The organism is Faecalicatena faecalis, assembly GCF_012524165.2.
In the GTDB taxonomy this organism is placed as follows: Bacteria; Bacillota; Clostridia; order Lachnospirales; family Lachnospiraceae; genus Faecalicatena_A; species Faecalicatena_A faecalis.
In genome coordinates, this window is sequence record NZ_JABACJ020000007.1 from 94,136 (window position 1) to 114,975 (window position 20,840).

Here is a 20,840-nt window from a genome sequence, read left to right on the forward strand (position 1 = left end):
AAACCTGACTATTCGGCCGCCTTCGCTGTATACTTCATGGCATCCATAACAGAGTTCTCGCCCGCATCCCCTTCTTTAGCAAGAAGCTTCTTAAATTCGTGACATGGCATAGGCTTCGCAAAATAATATCCCTGTACATAGTCACAGCCAATCTCCTTGAGACGGTCGAACTGCTCCTGTGTCTCAACGCCTTCCGCCACAACACTTAAATGCAACCATCGGGCCAAAGCGATAATGAACTGCAGTATCCCCCGGGAGTTCTGTTTTGCAGTCTCACTCTGAATAAACTTCATGTCCAGCTTCAAGATGTCGATCGGCATCTCATTGAGCATATTTAAAGAAGAATAACCGCTTCCGAAATCATCCATCTCGATGATAAAGCCAAGATCCCTGAGCTTTCTCACGGTATCGATAATCTGTGTCGGATTCTCCGTATAAGCACTTTCTGTAATCTCCAGATGAAGATGCGTCGGTGAAAGATTGTGTTTTTGTACGATCCTGATCAGGATATCTGCCAGGTCCGCATTATAGATGTCTGCACGCGATACATTGACTGAGACAGAAATCGGCGCAAGACCTTCATCTTCCCATTCTCTGATGGCAGCGCATGTCTTGTCCCACACGTACTGGTCCAGCTTGGTGATAAACCCATTCTTTTCAAATAATGGAATAAATTCTGCCGGTGACTGGAATCCCCATTCCGGGTGAATCCATCTCACCAAGGCCTCCGCACCGACCAGCTTTTCATCTTCGATCCGATACTTTGGCTGAAGATAGATCTGGAACTGCTCCTTCGCCAGCGCAGATTCCATGATGTCCGTAATCGCCTGTTCCTTCAAAAGTCTGTTACGCAGAGTATCATCATAGGGCGCAAAATACTTACCGTACTGTCCTTTGATGCTGCGGGCAGCAAGAAGCGCCCGGTCACACATCTGCTCTACAGACAGTGTCCGGTCTTCTATGTAATAAACGCCCCACTTCATGACAATGTTGCGTACCTCTAAGACCCCATTGACCTGCTCATTGGCTTCTTTAAAAATCTCATCCGTATAATCAAAACGCCGTTCTAACAGACACGCAAACTTATCCGAGGTCATCCTTCCGCAGATTCCCCGGCCGTCTACCCGCTGCTTGTACATCTCAGCGACCCCTTTGAGCAGGCGGTCACCTGTAGGTACACCGAACACATCGTTGATCAGCTTAAAATTCTCGATATCCGAACAGATGATATCGTACTGCTTATCTGGATTACGCAACAGGATATCCTTGACCTGCTGGTAGAAAAATTCCTTGCTATATACTCCTGTCAGCCTGTCATACTGAATCAGGTTGACCATTGCAGCGGTCTCACGGAGATTGATGATGCTGGCAACACGATGAAGTATGATCTGAGGCCTATAGGGCTTCGCCACAAAATCAGATGCCCCGTGTGACAGCGCAGCCACTTCATCGGATTCTCCGTCATTTTGAGTTGTAACAATAACGGGAATAGAAGAATAAGCAGGATCCGCTTTCATGATAGATAGAAAGGTATAACCATCCATGACCGGCATTACAATGTCCAAGAGAATAAGAGAAATCCCTTCTTTATACTGCTTTAGAATGTCCAGAGCCTCCTGTCCATTCTCTGCTTCCAATACATCATAATCGGAAGCCAGTATCTGACATAACAAGCCTCGGTTCAATGGATTATCTTCCACTACCAAGATTTTTTTCCGTGAAAACATGAATTTCACCCCTCTATCTTTGATAATTATATTTATTTTATCTATAAATGTCCGATTGCAAATGCTGATTGAATCACTCTTGTTCGATCTGATATGATTCTGGAGGCATTCTTCCCCATTTAAGTATCCTATTTATACCTTATAATTCTATCATAGTACCTTTGAAAAGGCAATCATTTCCCCTTTTCTGGAAAACTCTTTTGCCCAAAAGCATGGAAAAAAGAATGCGGATACATCAGCTCCGCACTCTTTTCCATCATTTTCGCTCTTTTTTCCCTTTATGGGATGCACTTGAGATTCTAAACCTTTATCACAACAAGCCCTGCTTTGTGAGAATCTCTCAAATATTTCCTTCTGTTGGAAATTAGATTCCATTTTCAGTTGTTCCCTTCCGATTCCTTTCAGGATACCGATATAACGTAGGTACCGCTCCGTTGTATAATCCCTGTAATACCCGAAGTCCTGGAGCAGAAATCCCAGCTTTTCCCTGTATTTGTCATCCAATTTCTGGATTTCCCTGCCCTCCCACAGAATCATTCCCTCTGTAGGATATAAAAGTGTCGCCAGCATCTTCATCAATGTGGTCTTCCCTGCCCCGTTGGGTGCCAGAAGGCCATATATTCCATAATTTAATTCCAAATTGATATCTTTTAAAGCAGTAAAATTCTGATATTTTTTCGTTACATGATTAATTTGCAGCCTTTGTATACTCCTTTCTGAATGTCTGACCGCACAGAACAGACAGATGACGGATATAGATCACCGCGGCCATAATTCCTGCCGCAGCCAACAATAGCGTTGGAACTCTCTCCAGCATATGCATATACCACTCTGATACAGTTCCTTGAAGCAGAAGATTTCCCACGATCCAGCTTGCACTTACCGCGGCTCCCCAGCCGATTCTTCTGCCCTTCTCAATCCCAAGGACACAAACAGAATATCTGCCATCCCTGCAAACATCTGACGCACTCCGATTCCACAGAATATATCCCACATAAAGGATTCACCCCCCGCCTTCTTTGGAATACGGCTCAGTTCTTCCGCCAGTCTTAGATTCTCTTCTTTTCTTTCAGCCTTTTTCCACATTTCTTCTAAAAACTTCTGTTCACTCTGCTTCATGCTCCCGCATCTCTAAAGCAGACACCTCCAGTTCTTCTGTCCTGTGTCTGGCATCTCTTCTCAATTCATCCACTGTCTTATGTTTCACGACCGAAAAAAGATAGGTCCGAAACGTACAGGACTTTAGGACGCGTTCTCTCTGAATATAGATATCACAAAACTGTCCTGCACGATATCTAGGGCTGCCTGCTTTTGATGGATCATCTTCATGCAGAACCGGACAGCATCCTGATAATACCGAAGCACCAGCACATCATAAGCGGCTTTTAAATTTTCCTCTCGGACCAGATCCATAAGCTGGTTATCCGTCATGTGTTCTAAATCTTCCCGGGTCATAATAGACTCCTTTCTTTTGCGGGCAGGTTTACAGCGCGCTGTAAATTAAGGCTTACTTTCTATCTCTTTCTATTTATTAGTCGAAACTATAAAATAAAAGTTACACTGATTCTGAAATAAAACAATAGTATCCATCAAAATTCTTGAGCATCACAGGTAAATTTGATATACTTTGTAAAAATAATAGGAGAGATTTAATATGGCTAGAGTAGAAATTACAACCTTTGAGTATTCCAAACAGGATGAACAGACCTGGCAGCTCCCGTTTGATTATCATTGCCTTTATATATTAGAGAATGGAGATTACGCATATATCGGTGAAACCAAAAGACCTCTTGAACGCAGTAAAGAACATAAGCACATCAATGATCTATGTTCAGCATACTCCTTTTCACGCATCCATATCATCACAGGACAGACTTTTGAAGAGACTCCTGCAAAGCATTACGAGACCTTGCTTCGACGACTCATGAGCGGGGATGGAAAATTCAAAATCCTCAATGCCAAGCGCGATGAATGGCAGCATTATTACCGTAAAAATGAATTTGAACTCTGCTTTGACCAGCTATGGCTCGCTTTAGAAAAGAAGGGTCTTGTCATGCATAAAGACTTCCAAACAGTCTTGAATTTAAGCAGCTATAAGTTTTCCCCCCATATAGAACTAACAGCATTACAGCATGAGGCATTGACAAGTATTTTACATACGATTGATTCTGGAGAAATGCAGCCACACAGGGATGGATTTCTGCCCCGTCCGATTCTGATTTCAGGAGATGCAGGAACAGGAAAAACAGTGGTGGCTACCTCATTGTTCTATAAATTAAGAACTCTTGAGAATTATCAGCATCTCAAAATTGGTCTCGTTTATGCTGTCTCCAACACCCGGGCTGAAATTCAGGAATTATTCAAGAGCGTTCCCAGGCTGCGAAAAAAAGATGTCATCACCCCAAGCGCCGTTGCAAAGGAACACTACGATATCATTATCTGCGATGAAGCCCAGCGGTTAAGGCGCCCCAAAAATGCAGGAAGATTCTACACCTCCCAAATGAAGAAAATCAATGATCGTTTAGGAATAGATGAAGATAGCGATGAATTGGACTGGATTTTAATGAATTCCACATGCCAGATTCTTTTTTACGATGAAAAGCAGTTTACTGCTCCTTCCGACATTCCAAAGGAAAGCTTTATGGAACGTCTTTATGCACGAAACCGCGGTTTCAGACCTGTCGCATTGAGGGAACAAATGCGCATCAGAGCTGGTGAGCGCTATGTTCCTTATATATACAATATTCTATATGAGAAAAATCCTGAGCCCATACAGTTTGACAACTATGAATTCCAACTGTTCCACTCCTTTGATAAGATGCTCCAAAAATTAGAAGAAAAGGAAAAAGACACTGGCCTTAGCAGGATGAGCAGCGGGTATGCCTGGGAATGGAAATCAAAACATACGCCCGAAGTCCCCGATATTCAAATAGAAGGAAAAGAAATCTGGTGGAATCAACAGACAGAGGGCTGGTTACGCAACCCATCATCAAATCAGGAAATGGGAAGTATTTATACCCTTTCAGGATTGGATCTCAATTATACAGCAGTGGTAATCGGACCTGAACTCTATTATGATTTGGATGATAATACAATAAAAATAGATAAATCAAACTTTTTTGACAACAAGTTAAAGACTTCCACCACAGAAGAAGAACTGAAAAGATTTATTCTGAACACATATGGCAGTTTGCTCACCAGAGGTATCCTGGGAACTTATGTCTATGTCTGTGATTTAAATTTGAGGAACTATTTACAGAAGTATATCCCAACCTTTTAAAAAGTAAAGCGGGAATCCCGCTTTACTTTTTAAGACTTCTCAGTAGGAACACAAGCTACTGATTTATTTTAGCAATCAAGCTTCTATAATACTGCTCTTGTTCTTCAAAAAAACGCCCCCATTGTTCAACCAATCCGTCTATATCACGGCATTCTATACTTTTCATGACTCTGGACACCATAACCGTATACATCCGTTGATAATCTTCTGCCGTCCATTGTTGAAGAGAGAAGGGGAAACCGACTGCCAGGCATTTTCCAAGCTTATGATAACAGTGTCCGATTGAGGCGGATGTACAGTGTTCTATAATGAATGTCAGAAAAACATCTATGAGTTTATGATCCCTTTCTGCTTCATGAATCTGCTTCAGCATCTGATAAAGTTCATCAAATGTCTCATCCCTCATTTCTTCAAATGTAAACCTGGAAACAGACCGGATAGTGAGGGCAAGAAACTGAAGGCTCTCTAAGAAATATTTGAGAGCAGTATGAACATTCTCATGGGACAGGTTCATTTCACCCTGTCCAAGGCAGACCTGTGTTCCCTTTCCCTGATAAGACTTCACCACGCCGAAATCAGCCAGGAAGACAAGAGTGCGTCGTATAGTAATTAAAGATACCTGATAATATTTTGCCATCTGGGGAAGAGATGGAAGGTAACTCCCCACAGGATAATGTCCGCTTAAAATCTCCTGTATAATATGCGCTCCCAGCGAATAGCGGATTTGTGAACGCTTATGATAGAACTTCCATGCAAAGGGAATCTGCACAACCTCCTTAGAAGCTTCCTGTTTCTCTGTCTGTGTTGTCAGAACCAGATAGGTATTCGCATGCTGATATGCCAGCCCTAATTCGTCACTCAGGTATGCTGCAATCTCATCTTTTGGAAGCAAATCTATTTTCTGAATCATTTCTTCCATTATTTCATTTCTGTTAATTTCTTTCAGAATCTCACGTTCACTGTGCAGATAGGGAACACGTGTATAACGGTTTACTTCCCAGAAAAAATTAAGAATCAGATCATTCTCCAGTGAGGACAGAGCCGCCACATATAACCGTATGGCAAAGGACAGCTCATCAAAATTATTGCTCTTGATTTCCATCCAGCATGTCTCCCATGCGACATCATCCCATTGTCTGATCCCTGCCTCTAACAAAGGCCGTAAAAGCCAATGGTTCATTTGCTTGATATCTTGGATTCCATCTTTGCGTGCCTGAAGATATTCAGAAATATTCTGTAAAAGTGCATCCTGAGACGCTTTATAGACCACTTTAGCTGCTTTGGGCGCCATGTTACATATATATCTGTCCTTTTCAAGCTGAGCAAGAGCCGTCCTGACGGTTGGGACAGAAAGCTGGAAATATTCACTGATCTTTGAAATAGTCGGAAGGGTATCACCAAATTTATAATAACCAAAAAGAATCCTGGTAACATAATAATCATAGATAATCTGAGATAAGTCACTTTTAAACTCCATTTCACTACCTCCTCGTTCCATTTTAGCATAAACAGTATATATATGCCATTGTTTTCAGCACGTCCCCAATGGTAAAAATAAATAAATTGATTATATTCATCGACTATGATAAACTACAATCATAATGTGAGCAGAGTTGTAAAAAAGCCCGGAAATGTTGAAAAAAAAGCACAAAAAACAATGGAGGAGAACAATGAAAAGATTCCGCATAGGTAAAAAATTACTGGTTTCATATGCCATAATTTTAGCCCTGATGTGTATTGGTTTTGGCGCCAGTATTGTAAATTTGGCAGATTTGAATTCTAAGATGAAGACTTTTTATGATGGGCCATTTATCGTGAACGAATATGCCAACAGGATTCATTCCAATTTTGAAAGAATGCAGAAAGCGACCTACCGTACCATTGTAAATACAGACGAGGATATCGTAAATGAGGCAAAAGCCAATGCCCTTGACTCAGCCAAAATCATTCAGGAAGAGCTGCCTGTTGTCAAACAACATTTCTTGGGTGATCCTCAAATCGTGGAGCAACTCGAAGATTGTCTGGACCGGCTCACTCCTATGAGGGAACACGTCCTGGCACTTGCAGGTGAGAACAAAAATGAAGAAGCCGCCGATTATATGGAACACAACAATATCAAAGTGATTCAGGAAGCTCAAGAGTATTTGGATCAGTTGATCAAAAGCGGAAACAGCAAAGGGCTGCAATTGATAGATGAATTGAAAGAACAACAGGTATATGCCATTGTAATACTGTCAGTCTTAGGCTGCATCAGCTTGTTCTTTAGCATCTGTTTTTGTATATACATTTCCAGAGGAATCTCAACAGGAATCAAAGAGCTGGAGCAGGCTGCTCTGAATATCGCAAACGGGCAGTTTTCGAATACCCAAATTACCTATGAATCTGGAGATGAGATGGGAAAGCTCGCTGATGATATGAGAAATATGATTGATATCCTTTCTACAGTTATCGAAGACGAAACCTATCTTCTGGATGAAATGGCAAAAGGTAACTTCACCATAGTCAGCCAGGCAGGGGACAGCTACGTAGGAGAACTTAATTTTGTCCTGAAATCTATAGAAAGAATTATCAATAACCTTAAGGATACTTTACTGCAGATCAGTCAGTCTGCCAAGCAGGTCGCCGTCGGCTCTGAGCAGGTCGCATCTGGTGCGCAGCTCCAGGCGCAGGGAGCCACCGAACAGGCTGCCTCTATTGATGCGTTGTCTGACGCAATTCATGATATCTCAAGTGAGGCTGCGAATAATGTCAGGAATGCAAAAGCAGTGAATGAACAGGCCCTGGCCGTTCGGATGGATGCAGAAGACAGCCGCCATAAAATGCAGGAAATGTTGACAGCCATGCAGGAAATCCGCGACAGTTCAAAATCGATTGAACAGATTATTAAGACCATCGAAGATATTGCTTTCCAGACAAATATACTCTCTTTAAATGCAAGTGTGGAGGCTGCTCACGCCGGGGAACGCGAAACTGGCTTTTCCGTTGTAGCGAATGAAATTCGCCTCCTGGCAAACCAAGTATCAGACGCATCCAAAAGTACAAATATCCTGATTAGAAAGTCTCTAGATATCATAAATCAAGGCGACCAAATTGCAGGGCTTACTGCACGTTCACTGCAAAAAGTTGTAACTGAGGTATCATCCATCACCGAAGCCCTCCAGTCTATAACAGATGCCTCAGTAAAACAGGAATTATCTGTCCAGCAGATTTTTGGGGAAATCAAACAGATTACAGACGTCGTTTCGTCCAACTCTTCAACAGCAGAAGAAATCGCAGCCGCCAGTCAGGAGTTATCCTGCCAGGCGCAGCTATTAAGTAAATTAACCAGTTATTTCCGTCTGGGAAAAGCCAGGTCTCTATAAATGAAAGCGCTCTAAAGGAAGGGAGAATGAACTAATGAAAACCCAAAAAAAGTGGCCTGGTATTACGGGTATCGGTCTGATTGTGGTATGTACTCTGGCAATATTTCTGTCAGTCTCAAGTATCATTACTACATATCGTCTGCAAAGTATGGCATCCATCATCTATGAACATCCATACACCGTCTCGAATGAATCTAGAGCTACCCGGTCCCGCCTTCTGGATATGCGCTTCTTCATCACGAATATATTTACCCAGTCCTCCAAGAATGAAGAAGAACTACAGCAGATCCTCAATGAGAGATATCAGATGCAGTATGCTTCTATTGATGTGATTGCCAAGCAATATTTAGGGCCCAAAGCAGATATTGACCTGCTGCTCAAAGCAATGAACGATCTGGAGAAAACACAGAATGAGGCTCTGTCTTTCATTCTTACACTGAACGAAGAATCGATAGTCCGCTATATAGAAGAAAACTTATATCCCAGATATGACGCTGTCAGCGATGCATTAGAAACAATTATTACCTTTGCCGATAAGAAAGTACAGAACCTGGAAAAGGAGTCTAAAGAGATGGCTGCAAAGGCTACCCTGGCTTCAGTGCTGCTTACTATATTCCTGCCCTCCTATTTTCTATTGGCTTTCTGGAGAGAGCAGAAAAATATCCAGGAAATCCGATACCGCGAACAGTTGTTTCATATTCTTTCTGCAAATGTAGACGTGGTATTCCTGATTCTGAATCAAGAACAGAATTCTTTGGAGTTCATAAGTTCAAACTCTGAGAGAGTGCTTGAGATCAAAGAAAATGAATTTACACAGGACTTGTCTGTCCTGCGTGACAGGATTACAGATAACGATCTGGAACGTTTTGACAACTTTATACAGCAAATGGGACTGGATGGAGAAAAAAGCCTGAATCTAAAGATGCACTTCCCTTCCTGTGGTCCCCGATGGATACGTCTCCAGATATCTCCGCGTGTGGTCCATGGTAAAGTAACTCGCTGCATTCTGTCGATATCAGATCAGACGGAAGATATGCGCATCAAACAGACATTAGAAGATGCCCTTATAAATGCTCAGAATGCCAATTCAGCCAAGCAGAATTTCCTTTCGAAAATGAGCCATGAGATTCGTACTCCGATGAATGCTATCATTGGCATGACAACGATTGCCGCCGCATATATAGACGACCGCAAACGTGTGGAAAGCTGCCTGAAAAAAATCAGCTATTCATCCAAGTATTTGATGTCCCTGATCAATGACGTTCTTGACATGTCCAAGATTGAAGAAGGCAAAATGACTGTTTCGAGGGAAGCTTTTAATCTGGAATATGTAGCCCAGTATATTACATCGATCATCTATCAGCAGGCAGAGGACAAGAACATTACATTTGATATGCCTCTGGTGGATATTACCGATACAGATTTAATAGGAGATTCTCTACGTCTCAATCAGATATTGATCAACCTTCTATCTAATGCCGTAAAATTCACTCCAGAAGGTGGCAGAGTATCTCTGGAGATTCGTCAGCTTCAAAAAAAAGACCATCGTATACGTCTGCGGTTTACAATAAAAGATACTGGAATTGGTATGACCCCTGCCTTCATGGAACACCTCTTTCAACCCTTTGAACAAGAAAACAGGTTCATAAGCCAGACAAGAAACGGTACGGGACTGGGAATGTCCATCACGAAAAATCTGATTACTTTAATGGGAGGTACTATAGTTGTCGAAAGCAAACCAAATCAAGGAAGTACTTTTACAGTAGAATTAGACTTTGATACCCCGGCGGATGGGAAACAAATTCATCAATGCTCCCATACTCTCGAAATGTTGAGCGTCCTCATTGCAGATGATGACCGCGACAGTTGTCTGCATACTTCCCTGACACTGAAAAATCTGGGTATTTCTTCCAAATGGGTCTTAAGTGGTACTGAATGTGTGGAGGAGGTCATATCCGCACATAAAACCGGAGAAGATTATGATGTATGTCTCATTGACTGGAAAATGCCCGATATGGATGGTATAGAAGTGACGCGCAGGGTCAGACAACAAGTAGGACCAGATACCACAATTATCATTATCACTGCCTATGATTGGAGCGGCATTGAAAAAAGTGCCCGCGAAGCGGGAGCCGATGCGTTCCTGTCAAAACCGATTTTTTCCTCCACTCTTTACAACATGCTGCTCTCTCTTAACGGTATAGAAATAGAAAAAGAAGGCTATTCACAGAAGCAGCCGATTGAAAATATGCGGCTGCCAGGATGCCGTGCACTGCTCGTGGAAGACAACCTTCTGAACCGCGAGATTGCCATAGAAATGTTGAAAATGATGGAAGTGGATGTTGCTTGTGCCTGCAATGGAGAGGAGGCCGTGGACCATTTTATGACTGACGGGAATGATCTAGATCTCATCCTGATGGATGTACAGATGCCTGTTATGGACGGATACCAGGCCGCTGCATCTATTCGAAGATGCAATCACCCCAAGTCAAAGACTATCCCCATCATTGCCATGACTGCCAATGCATTTCATGAGGATGCCGTAAAGGCATATGAAGCCGGAATGAACGGCCATATAGCCAAACCGGTTGACATTCAACAGTTATATCAGACAATTGAAACGGTTTTTAATGGGTAGCCCACGCAATTATTCAGGATTTTCGCAGGATACATCTAAAACATGCAAGAAAAACGGCAGTCGAACCTGATTGGTTCATCTGCCGCTTTTCTTTTCCCTGATTTTTTTATAAATATGATATCAGATTCATAACCTTTGCAAAATCTATTTACCGATAAACATGGCATCTCCAAAACTGAAGAATCTATATTTCTCCTTCACCGCTTCTTCATAAGCATGGAGTACATGCTCTCTACCTGCCAGCGCGGACACGAGCATGATCAGTGTAGATTCCGGCAGATGGAAGTTGGTGATGAGGCAGTCCAGGATTTTGAACTGATATCCTGGATAAATGAAGATTTCTGTCCATCCGCTGCACGCTTTTAAGTGCCCGGTCTCATCCGCCGCCGACTCGATGGTGCGGCAGCTTGTCGTTCCGACACAGATCACGCGTCCTCCATTGTCTTTTGCACGGTTGATCTTCTCTGCCGCTTCCTCGTCAATCTGATAGAATTCAGAATGCATATGGTGCTCTGCCACATCATCCACCTTAACCGGACGGAATGTCCCAAGCCCGACATGCAGGGTGATACGTGCAATGTTAATGCCCTTTGCCTCGATTTCCTTAAGCAGTTCCGGGGTAAAGTGCAGCCCCGCCGTCGGTGCCGCCGCAGAACCTTCGTGGGCCGCATATACCGTGTTATATCTATCCCGGTCCTTTAACTGGTGGGTAATGTAAGGAGGCAGCGGCATCTGTCCCAACTGATCCAGGATTTCCTCGAAGATTCCTTCGTATTCAAAGTGAATCAGGCGGTTTCCTTCCTCCACCACATCAATGACCTCTCCGACTAAAAGTCCGTCTCCAAAGCTGATTCTGGTGCCCGGCTTCGCCTTTTTCCCCGGCTTCACAAGCGTCTCCCAGACATCATTTTCTTTCCGTTTGAGCAGCAGGACTTCGATCTTCGCATCCGTACCCATCTTGGAACCGATCAGACGGGCCGGGATCACTTTTGTATCATTGATGACCATACAGTCACCTGGCTTTAAGTATTGGATAATATCGCGGAACATCTGATGCTTGATCTCCCCTGTCTCTTTATCCAGTACAAGCAGGCGGGAGCTGGAGCGATCCTCAAGAGGATCCTGCGCAATCAGCTCCTGCGGCAGATCATAATAAAAATCACTTGTTTTCAACTTGATTTCCTTCTTTCTACTCATTTAGGAGCAGCGGCACGCTGAAACGTTCCCACTGCTCCCTGAATGTTCAATTTACTCCATAAGGTAAATTTATTTCTATATTTTCACTGATTTCTTATTGTCTCAGTTCGATTCCCATCTCTTCGAGTGCTTTTAAGATCTTCTTCATAGCTGCTGATACGTCAGCCTCTTCCAGAGTCTTGTCTTTTGCACGGAATACGATAGAATATGCAACAGACTTGAAGCCTGCCTTAATCTGTTCTCCTTCATAGAGATCGAACAGTCCATAGCTTTCCAGGTAAGCGCCGCCCTTCTTCTGGATCACATTTTCGATCTCACCTACGAGGACTTCCTTCGGCACTACCATACTGATATCACGTGTCACTGCAGGATATTTTGCAATTCCAGAGTACTTTCTGTCAAATGTAGCGTACTCCATGATCTCCGGCATATCGATTACTGCCACATAAGCACGGTCACCGATTCCGTAATTATCTGCTACTTCTGGATGAATCTCTCCGAGATATCCGATTATTTTTCCATCATATACGATATTCGCCTGACGGCCCGGATGCAGGTACGGTTTTCCTGCATTTGGATCATAAGTCTCTTTCTTGTCCATACCAATCTTCTCGAAGAATTCCTCGACTACACCCTTCATACTGAAGAAATCGCCTTTACCGTACATTCCTAATGTAAACTGCATGCGTTCTTCCGGCAGCTCTGTCAAAGGAAGTGACTTTGGTAGGTAGATATTGCCTAATTCGTAGAGACGCACATCTTTATTCCTGCGGTTGTAGTTCGTTGCCAGTGAGGTCAGCATTCCGTTCAGTGAGGTCGTTCTCATGATGCTGTAGTCCTCACCCAGCGGATTCATGATATTGACGGTCTGACGAAGAGGAGAATCCTCTGGCAAAAGTAATTTATCGAATACCTTCGGGCTCTCGAAGGAATAGGTCATTCCCTGGCTGAATCCACAAAATTCTGCAATATTTCTTGCAACTTCCTCAATCCTTAACTTGAAGGAAAGCTTTCCTGTCGTCGCCTCTCCATTCGGCAGTGTAGTCGGAATATTGTCATATCCATAGAATCTTGCGACCTCTTCTGCCAAGTCAGCGAGTCTGAACAGATCATGACGGAAAGTCGGTGCGATCACCTCTTTTGCCTCGGCGTCATATTCCAGACCGATCTTCTCGAAATATCCAAGCATCTCTGCTTCTGAAATCTCTGTTCCCAGCATGGCGTTAATCTTATCTGCATCAAATGGTACACGTACCGGCTCTTTTACTTTTCCATAGACATCCACGGTACCACCGACTACCTCTCCTGCTCCCAGTTCTTCTACTAACTGGCAGGCACGGTCGATGGCAGCCTTTGCATTGTTCGGGTCCAGCCCCTTCTCGAATTTACCGGATGCATCGGTACGAAGTCCGACTCTCTTGCTGGATTTACGGATATTCACACCGTCAAAGCAGGCAGCCTCGAACAGCATGGTCTGTACATTGTCTGTAATCATGGAATTTTCCCCGCCCATGATTCCGGCGATACCAATCTGCTTCTCACCGTCGCAGATCATCAGCACGTCGCTGTCCAGATTTCTTTCCTGTCCGTCCAATGTGGTGAATTTATCCCCATCCTGTGCAGTCTTCACGACAATCTGGCGTCCTGAAATAGTATCCAGGTCATAGGCATGCATCGGCTGTCCATATTCCTCCATCACATAGTTCGTGATATCGACCAGGTTATTGATTGGACGGATTCCAACGGAAGCCAGTCTTCTCTGCATCCATTCTGGAGATGGCCCGATTTTTACATTTTTCACGACTCTTGCGCAGTAACGCGGGCAAAGGTCTGTATTCTCTACGGAAACCTTGATGTAATCATTCACATCCTCGTCATTTCCTGTCTCTGTTACAACAGGAGGGATGAATTCTTTGCGGAAAGTCGCTGCTGCCTCACGTGCGATACCGATCACACTGTAGCAGTCTACTCGGTTGGATGTCACTTCATACTCAAATACAACATCATTCAGGCCCAGTGCCTCAATCGCGCTCGCTCCGATTTCTGCGTCCGTTGGCATAATGTAGATTCCGTTGTCCGGTGCATCAGGATACATATCCTTCGTGGAGCCGAGCTCCTCGATGGAGCACATCATACCGCAGCTTTCAATACCGCGCAGTTTTCCTTTTTTAATCTTGATTCCGCCTGGAGTCTTAGAACCATCGTGCCCGCCTGCAACGCGTCCTCCGTCCAGTACGACCGGAACCTTGTCCCCTTCATGTACATTGCTGGCACCTGTTACGATCTGTACGGACATATTGCCCACATTCACCTGACAGATGATAAGCTTATCTGCATCTGGATGCTTATCGATCTTCTCGATCTGTCCGATCACGATATTTTCCAGATCCGCGTCCAGTTCCTCAAATCCTTCTACCTTTGTACCGGACAATGTCATTGCGTCTGTATACTCCTGCGCTGTCACATCCAGGTCCGGGACATACGCTTTAATCCATGATAATGAAGTATTCACTCTTATTTCCTCGCTTTCTTTACTATGTCTTTGTATCTGTTAGAACTGTTTCAGGAAACGGATATCGTTTTCATACAGCAGTCTCATGTCATCAATCTCATATTTCAAAAGAGCGATACGCTCCAGGCCGACTCCAAATGCAAAACCGGAATATTCCTCCGGGTCGATCCCGCACATCTCCAGTACATGCGGATGAACCATGCCGCAGCCCAGGATCTCGATCCAGCCAGAACCTTTACAGAAACGGCATCCTTTACCGCCGCACTTGAAGCAGCTTACATCTACCTCTGCACTTGGCTCTGTGAATGGGAAATGATGTGGACGGAACTTCGTCTTTGTCTCCGGTCCGAACAGCTCTTTTGCAAATACTTCCAGGGTTCCTTTCAGATCTGCAAAGGAGATATTCTTATCAATTACCAACCCCTCGATCTGGTGGAAGGAAGGAGAATGTGTTGCATCCACTTCATCATAACGGAACACTCTTCCTGGTGCGATCATACGAATCGGGAGCTTGCCCTGCTCCATGACACGTGCTTGTACCGGAGAGGTCTGGGTACGCAGTACAATGTCCTTATTTATATAGAAGGTATCTTGCTCGTCTTTTGCCGGATGGTCTGCTGGAATATTCAGCTTTTCAAAGTTATAGAGGTCATATTCTACTTCCGGTCCTTCCACGACCTCATATCCCATACCCACGAAAATACGTTCCACTTCTTCCAGAGCGATGGTATTCGGATGTCTGTGTCCGACCGTATTCTTCTTGGACGGCAGGGTCACATCGATTACCTCAGCCTTTAGCTTTGCCTCTCTTAAGACCTTCTCCATCATCGTCTTGGATTCCTCCAGAACATTCTCGATGGCAGCTCTTGTCTCATTTACGAGCTGTCCCACCTTCGGCCTGTCCTCCGGTGCCACGTCCTTCATCCCCTTCAGGACAGCCGTCAACTCCCCTTTCTTACCAAGAAACTTTACACGAACCTCGTTCAGCTTCTCAGGAACATCCGCCGCCTGGATCTGTGCGATTGCTTCTTCTTTGATCTGCTCCAATTTGTCTTTCATGAATTTCTTCTCCTTTCATCTCTCTAAAACTAAAAAAACTCCATCCCCAAAAGGGACGAAGTTCATATCGCGGTACCACCCTAATTCCCATAGGACTCCTATGGGCGCTTAGTCTTGTGTAACGTACAACATACGGCACCCCCTACTCTCTAACAATATTTCAGGGACACAGCTGGCGTGGGAATTTCGATTGCCATCTGAACTAAAGAAAACTTTCAGCCAGTGATTTTCTCTCTCTGATAGGAAATGGGTCTCTACTGTACACGATCATAGCTTTTTACTTTTATTAAAATTCTTTAAAATTGATTGAATTTACTTTATTATTGTATCACGAACTTTTTGATTGTCAAGCATTTTTATTGTAGCTATTCGACCACAGGAAAATTTGTACAGTTTCCTATCTGCTCTCCCATCTGCGTCCATATCCTTCCAGCAGGGCATTGAGTTCCCCCCCGAGCAGGATCACATACATACAGAAATACAGCCATAGCATAATGAGAATAATAGTCGTCAGGCTCCCATACATATCTGTAAATCCGGTAAAAATATCCAGGTAAACAGAAAATACAAAGGACATCAAAAGCCATCCACATGATGTGAACACAGCTCCCGGAAGCTGCTGCTTCATCGTCGTCTTAGCCAGATGTGTGCGGTCAGGAAGGAACTTATACACAAGGTCCCAGAACAATGTCAGCACGACCAGCGTCACCAATGTCCTAATGCGGATGATAAAATCCATGACCTTCGTAAGCACCGGCACATGCTTATACACGACCAGGCTGATACTGTTGCCGAACACAGATAGCGTCAACGACAACACGATAGCCAGTATGAATATAACGGTATAAAAAGATGCTCTGAATCGCAGATATATATAATTTCTAGTCTCTGTATTCTCATAGATCAAATTGAGTCCTGAGGTCATGGCGAGTACGCCCTTTCCTGCTGACCACAGCGCCACAATAATCGTGACCGGGATAACTGTACCGGACTGCGCATATACCTGATTCACGATGGATACGATCAGTCCTTCCACCGAACGCGGAAACACCTGCTTTACTGCTTCCATTACATCCGGCTGTGTAACAGGTGTGAACTGTACCAGGGTCAAAAGCAGCAGGATAATCGGAATCAAGGACAGCACAAAGAAATATGCTGCCTGTGCCGCATATGCACCCGTATGATGTGAGCCGATCGATGATACTACAGAGTATACTTTTCTTATAACTTTTTTCACTTTCCCCTTCACCCTGTTCTCCTGTGAAATAAATTCCTTCGAAGTCAAAGCGGATATTCAAAATCCACTTCGCTACTTCCTCATAACCTCATAGCAGCTTTCGCTGCTTATCACTTACGCCTCCCCGACACTGAGGTGGGGGAGACTTCCTTGATGAGCTTAAACTTTTCAAATCATACCATAAAGAACCGATTTATTCAAGTATTCTATTGCAGCAGGCTCTTTCACAATTTTATAATACTAGAAAAGAAAAGACAGCTGCACACTGACAGCTGCCTTTATCTTTAGTATGTTTCCCCAAAATGCCGGTCCTGTATTTTGACTCCTAGCCGCAGCTAGGTGGGCAACCGCATCTGCTTTTCTGTCTTCCACTGCTAATCGGAGGCCTGACATATTACAGAAATATAAGAATCCCGTTTAAAGTATTGTAGGTTCAAAATTACAGGGTTGTCGAACATTTCAGGTTTTTGCTTTCGTTCTAAGGGTATTATAACCTATTTATTTCAAATTTACAACCCGAATTTATATTCTTGCATTTTCTTCCTATATCCGTGCATTTTCTTCCATAATATGTTATAGTAATCTGAATACCATTTTTGATAAAGGAGTCCTAGTTTATGAAAATGAATGAATTGAAACTCGTCTATTTCAGCCCGACAGGCACCACGCGCAAGGTCATCATGGAGGCTGCCAGGAATATCGAACTGAAATCCGTTTCTTTTGACCTCACTGTACACAAAGAGAAGAAGCCTTCGCTTCAATTTAGGAAGGATGATTTTGTATTATTCGGAGTCCCAGTATACAGTGGGCGCGTCCCAGAAACATTTTTAGAATATTTTGACACATTAAAAGGGGAAGACACTCCATGTGCACTAATTGCTACATATGGATGTCGTGCATACGAGGATGCACTTTTGGAGTTAAAGACAGAGGTTGAAAACCGAGGCTTTAAAGTCATCGGGGCCGGAGCCTTTCCGACCGAACATTCCATCATACGTTCCATCGGCTTAAGCCGCCCAAACAAAGAAGATATGAAGACGATTGCTGAATTCGGCATCCAACTGAACCGCAGATTAAAGCAAAAAGAGAACTTTGACAGCATCAACATCCAGGTTCCTGGCAATACTCCATACCGCAAGTATAGCCGCACACCGCTCTATCCTAAGACAGATGTCAGCCTCTGTACCGAGTGCGGTGCCTGCGCAAAGCTCTGTCCATCTGGTGCCATTTCAACTACCGATCCGAAGAAGGTCGATAAAAAGAAATGCATCGCCTGCACAAAATGCGTGCGCGGATGTAAACAAAAAGCCAAATATGTCAGCAACTTCAAGATGAAAATGGCATACAAAAAACTCACCAAAATCTGCAAGAGCGATAAAGCTGCAGATATCTTCCTGTAATTAAATACTTTACAAGTGTTTTAAGGATACTTTAAAAATACAGCTACCTTTTAATTCAATATGGGCGTCAGTTTCAGGTTGGTTCACCCATCCCGTTTCACCGGTCTGACACCCCTATTGAATTATTTTTTTCTTCCCGTCCTGATGCGCCCAGCCTGACGAAAACCAGGCGCAGTAGCCGTAGAGCGTGTTTGAAAATCTCCCGCAAAATGGGGCGTGCAGATTGTAGGAATGAATTTTCAAACACACTCTAAAGCACATGCCTGATGCAGGGGCGTAGAATGAGCGTTAGCGGCACTTCATAAAAAATGACCGGATTTTATGGATGATATTTGGTTCTCAAAACCAAATATCAAGAAGGGCTGAGCCGGGCTGTCATCAAGACAGCCTGGTGAATCCCTTCGGTTCCATAAAATCCGGCCATTTTTTAATTAGTGCCGCTTCACGAATGGTCAGCCCCGCATCAGGCATGTGCTTTAGCGGCGGCATACTGCGCCTGATTTTCGTCAGGCGCCCCCATCTCGCGCTATTGAAAAATTCAATTAGTTCAATTCATCAACAACCTTCTGAATTGCAGCAAGTGCATCATCAGGAAGTTTGTCATATCCTTCTTTTGCTGTCTCGAATGCTTTGATCTCGTTCACACGGTCATTCATACGAGCCTTCAGCTGTGATACATACTCTGCATCTTCCATGTTCGGGATGAATCCTTCCCAATCCAGGATCTCGATGTCTGAGAATGGTCCCCACTGATGGAAGTCTGCTTTCTTCTCTACGATTGCTTCGAGGATTCCAAGTGTATCCTTAGGCTGTACTTTCTTGCCCATGAAGTCTCCTGTGTTGATGATGTAGCAGTCTACGTTCTTCTCTTCAACCAGCTTTTTGAACTTCGCATAGTCGTGAGACAGCGGGTATGTTCTGAATGGGTTAGCGTAAGGTACAACTACCAGTTTGTTCGGGTCTACACCAGGAGCAAGTCTCTCTGCAGTAGATCTCTTTGTTGCCAGTGTTGCTCCCATTACAGATGCAAGGGAAGCACCTTTTAATTTTACTACCGGCGGAATGGTAGGGTCTTTCATGATCCAGAAGATTGCATTAACTGGAGAGTCGATCTTGTCTACACGGTTCGGTGACCATAATTTAGACTTGATTGCACGTCCGTTACCATTTCTGATATCTTCTGTTACTAACTGGATCTTACCTTCCTCATCAAGTGTTGCAGAGCAGTTCTGAGCTGTCAGCAGATACTTGTTGTCCGGGCATCCTGTCGGATAATCCTGTGTCTTGTCAAAGTATGTAGGCTCAATAGCGATAGATGCACATGTATCTGTGTTGATAATGAAAGCATCATCGTGAAGTACTTTGATCTCATATTTTCCATCATGCTTAGCATGTGTGATTGTGGACTTACCTGATCCTGACAGACCATATACAGATGCAACGTATTTGCTTCCGTCAGCAAGTGTGTACTCTTTCTGTCCACCGTGGCAGGAAGCGTATCCGTTACGGTTAGCAATAGCCCATACCATCGTAAGAGTACCTTTCTTGTGCTCTCCGAAGTATCTCATACCAAGGATACATGCACAGTTTGTGTCTGTATTGAAGTAGCACAGTGTCTGTGGGTCGCTTAAGCAGCTGTAGTCTACACCTGGGTGTGCTACTGGTGCCCACTGTGGATCTGAGAAAATGTAGATGTCAGGCTCTTTGCCTTCTCCTACAGGAACAGAATTCTTGTACATCTTTACATAATCATCTGACATGTACTGGAAGTTCAGCATCCAGGAGTACATAATGTTCTCTTCGCCTTCTGGAATCAGGAGGTGTACTTTTACCATGAATTCCGGATCAAGTCCTGCATATACAGTTGCATGATACAGTTTTTTGTAACGTGCGCTGTAGATTGCATCCATAGCCACTTTGTCTAATTTCTCACAGTCTACTCCCGGCTCGCCTGCGATACGGCGTGCTGCTGCGTAACGTCCTGTGATTGCACCGTCATTGAATAAAAGAACCTTTGCGTCTGCATCCAGACCAAATTCTTCTCCTCTATAAACCGGCATATCTGTTACGATTGTTCCCGGTGAATTCTTTGCAAGGTTGTATGCCTCTTTTAATGTGTTAACTGGAACTACGTTGTTTCCATAAAACGCTGCTTCAATGATAGATCTTGTCTTTGAAAATCCTGGTTTGCCTTTTCCAATTTCATTAATTGGATAATATGCTTTAGTTGACATAGTGTTAATTTCCTCCTTCAAATCGAAATTTGTTCAATTATCTCATGTTTACCCTGAAAAGTCAATACTTTTCATGAAAGTCATATTGTCTTTGGATTCATTTATTTATTAAATTTTCATTAAAATCATTAAAAAAGGCGCGAAAATGCAAGTTCATTTTTAAAATCCTGCATTTTCACGCTTTATATACCTCA

General features: G+C 43.6%; 15 protein-coding genes, 1 other RNA gene, 1 pseudogene and 1 other annotated feature. Of the genes and pseudogenes, 5 read left to right on the plus strand and 12 right to left on the minus strand.

Annotated features, from left to right (window positions below; all coding sequences use genetic code 11):
* Window positions 1-8 precede the first annotated feature (8 nt).
* The 5 genes from HGO97_RS09530 to HGO97_RS09550 all read right to left on the minus strand — a co-directional run bounded on the left by HGO97_RS09530 (window position 9) and on the right by HGO97_RS09550 (window position 3,182).
* A complete protein-coding gene (locus tag HGO97_RS09530) occupies window positions 9-1,727 on the minus strand; it encodes a two-component system response regulator (RefSeq protein WP_216241071.1) in 1,719 nt (572 codons plus the stop codon).
* 150 nt (window positions 1,728-1,877) lie between these two features.
* Complete coding sequence (locus HGO97_RS23750; RefSeq protein ID WP_330654227.1) at window positions 1,878-2,483, minus strand: ATP-binding cassette domain-containing protein; 606 nt, start codon at window positions 2,481-2,483, stop codon at window positions 1,878-1,880.
* Window positions 2,416-2,592 carry a hypothetical protein gene (locus HGO97_RS09540; RefSeq protein WP_216241072.1) on the minus strand — a complete coding sequence of 59 codons (177 nt, stop codon included), beginning with the start codon at window positions 2,590-2,592 and terminating at the stop codon, window positions 2,416-2,418. The genes HGO97_RS23750 and HGO97_RS09540 overlap by 68 nt, the downstream gene beginning before the upstream one ends.
* 14 nt (window positions 2,593-2,606) lie before the next feature.
* Window positions 2,607-2,846 (minus strand): hypothetical protein, encoded by a 240-nt coding sequence (locus HGO97_RS09545; protein WP_216241073.1) that lies wholly within the window; start codon window positions 2,844-2,846, stop codon window positions 2,607-2,609.
* A 123-nt stretch (window positions 2,847-2,969) separates the two neighbouring features.
* The gene (locus HGO97_RS09550) at window positions 2,970-3,182 is read right to left on the minus strand and encodes an RNA polymerase sigma factor (protein WP_216241074.1); all 213 of its coding nucleotides are present in this window, start codon (window positions 3,180-3,182) and stop codon (window positions 2,970-2,972) included.
* A gap of 199 nt (window positions 3,183-3,381) precedes the next feature.
* Here HGO97_RS09550 and HGO97_RS09555 point away from each other — a divergent pair, with 199 nt between their 5' ends.
* On the plus strand, window positions 3,382-5,007 hold the full coding sequence (locus HGO97_RS09555) for a DNA/RNA helicase domain-containing protein (RefSeq protein ID WP_216241075.1): 1,626 nt from the start codon (window positions 3,382-3,384) through the stop codon (window positions 5,005-5,007).
* Between the two features lie 55 nt (window positions 5,008-5,062).
* Here the strand turns inward: HGO97_RS09555 and HGO97_RS09560 are convergent, their stop codons facing one another.
* Window positions 5,063-6,484 (minus strand): GntR family transcriptional regulator, encoded by a 1,422-nt coding sequence (locus tag HGO97_RS09560; RefSeq protein WP_216241076.1) that lies wholly within the window; start codon window positions 6,482-6,484, stop codon window positions 5,063-5,065.
* A gap of 193 nt (window positions 6,485-6,677) precedes the next feature.
* Here HGO97_RS09560 and HGO97_RS09565 point away from each other — a divergent pair, with 193 nt between their 5' ends.
* Both HGO97_RS09565 and HGO97_RS09570 read left to right on the plus strand, forming a co-directional pair.
* Window positions 6,678-8,369: a HAMP domain-containing methyl-accepting chemotaxis protein gene (locus HGO97_RS09565; RefSeq protein WP_216241077.1), complete on the plus strand. Its 1,692-nt coding sequence runs from the start codon at window positions 6,678-6,680 to the stop codon at window positions 8,367-8,369.
* 34 nt (window positions 8,370-8,403) lie between these two features.
* A complete protein-coding gene (locus HGO97_RS09570) occupies window positions 8,404-11,007 on the plus strand; it encodes a response regulator (protein WP_246597389.1) in 2,604 nt (867 codons plus the stop codon).
* 144 nt (window positions 11,008-11,151) lie between these two features.
* Here HGO97_RS09570 and queA read toward each other — a convergent pair whose 3' ends face one another.
* From queA to ssrS, 5 genes are all read right to left on the minus strand, one after another.
* Window positions 11,152-12,180, minus strand: coding sequence for a tRNA preQ1(34) S-adenosylmethionine ribosyltransferase-isomerase QueA (gene queA / locus HGO97_RS09575; RefSeq protein ID WP_216241160.1), 1,029 nt, complete (start codon window positions 12,178-12,180; stop codon window positions 11,152-11,154).
* 118 nt (window positions 12,181-12,298) lie between these two features.
* Entirely contained in the window at window positions 12,299-14,716 is a 2,418-nt protein-coding gene (pheT, locus tag HGO97_RS09580; protein ID WP_216241078.1) for a phenylalanine--tRNA ligase subunit beta, read from the minus strand.
* Window positions 14,717-14,755: 39 nt separating this feature from the next.
* A complete protein-coding gene (gene pheS / locus HGO97_RS09585) occupies window positions 14,756-15,775 on the minus strand; it encodes a phenylalanine--tRNA ligase subunit alpha (protein ID WP_216241079.1) in 1,020 nt (339 codons plus the stop codon).
* A gap of 48 nt (window positions 15,776-15,823) precedes the next feature.
* Window positions 15,824-16,055: a binding site (T-box leader), on the minus strand.
* A 117-nt stretch (window positions 16,056-16,172) separates the two neighbouring features.
* The gene (locus tag HGO97_RS09590; RefSeq protein WP_330654225.1) at window positions 16,173-17,012 is read right to left on the minus strand and encodes a YihY/virulence factor BrkB family protein; all 840 of its coding nucleotides are present in this window, start codon (window positions 17,010-17,012) and stop codon (window positions 16,173-16,175) included.
* Window positions 17,013-17,302: 290 nt separating this feature from the next.
* A non-coding RNA gene (gene ssrS, locus HGO97_RS09595) (6S RNA) lies at window positions 17,303-17,481 on the minus strand.
* Between the two features lie 148 nt (window positions 17,482-17,629).
* Between ssrS and HGO97_RS09600 the strand changes: the two genes are divergently transcribed.
* Together HGO97_RS09600 and HGO97_RS24515 are read left to right on the plus strand one after the other, a co-directional pair.
* Window positions 17,630-18,412 (plus strand): EFR1 family ferrodoxin, encoded by a 783-nt coding sequence (locus tag HGO97_RS09600; RefSeq protein WP_216241081.1) that lies wholly within the window; start codon window positions 17,630-17,632, stop codon window positions 18,410-18,412.
* Between the two features lie 198 nt (window positions 18,413-18,610).
* Window positions 18,611-18,679: pseudogene (locus tag HGO97_RS24515) on the plus strand (DUF6783 domain-containing protein); the annotation flags it as partial.
* Window positions 18,680-18,954: 275 nt separating this feature from the next.
* Here HGO97_RS24515 and HGO97_RS09605 read toward each other — a convergent pair.
* Window positions 18,955-20,646 (minus strand): phosphoenolpyruvate carboxykinase (ATP), encoded by a 1,692-nt coding sequence (locus tag HGO97_RS09605; RefSeq protein ID WP_216241082.1) that lies wholly within the window; start codon window positions 20,644-20,646, stop codon window positions 18,955-18,957.
* Between the last annotated feature and the right edge of the window lie 194 nt (window positions 20,647-20,840).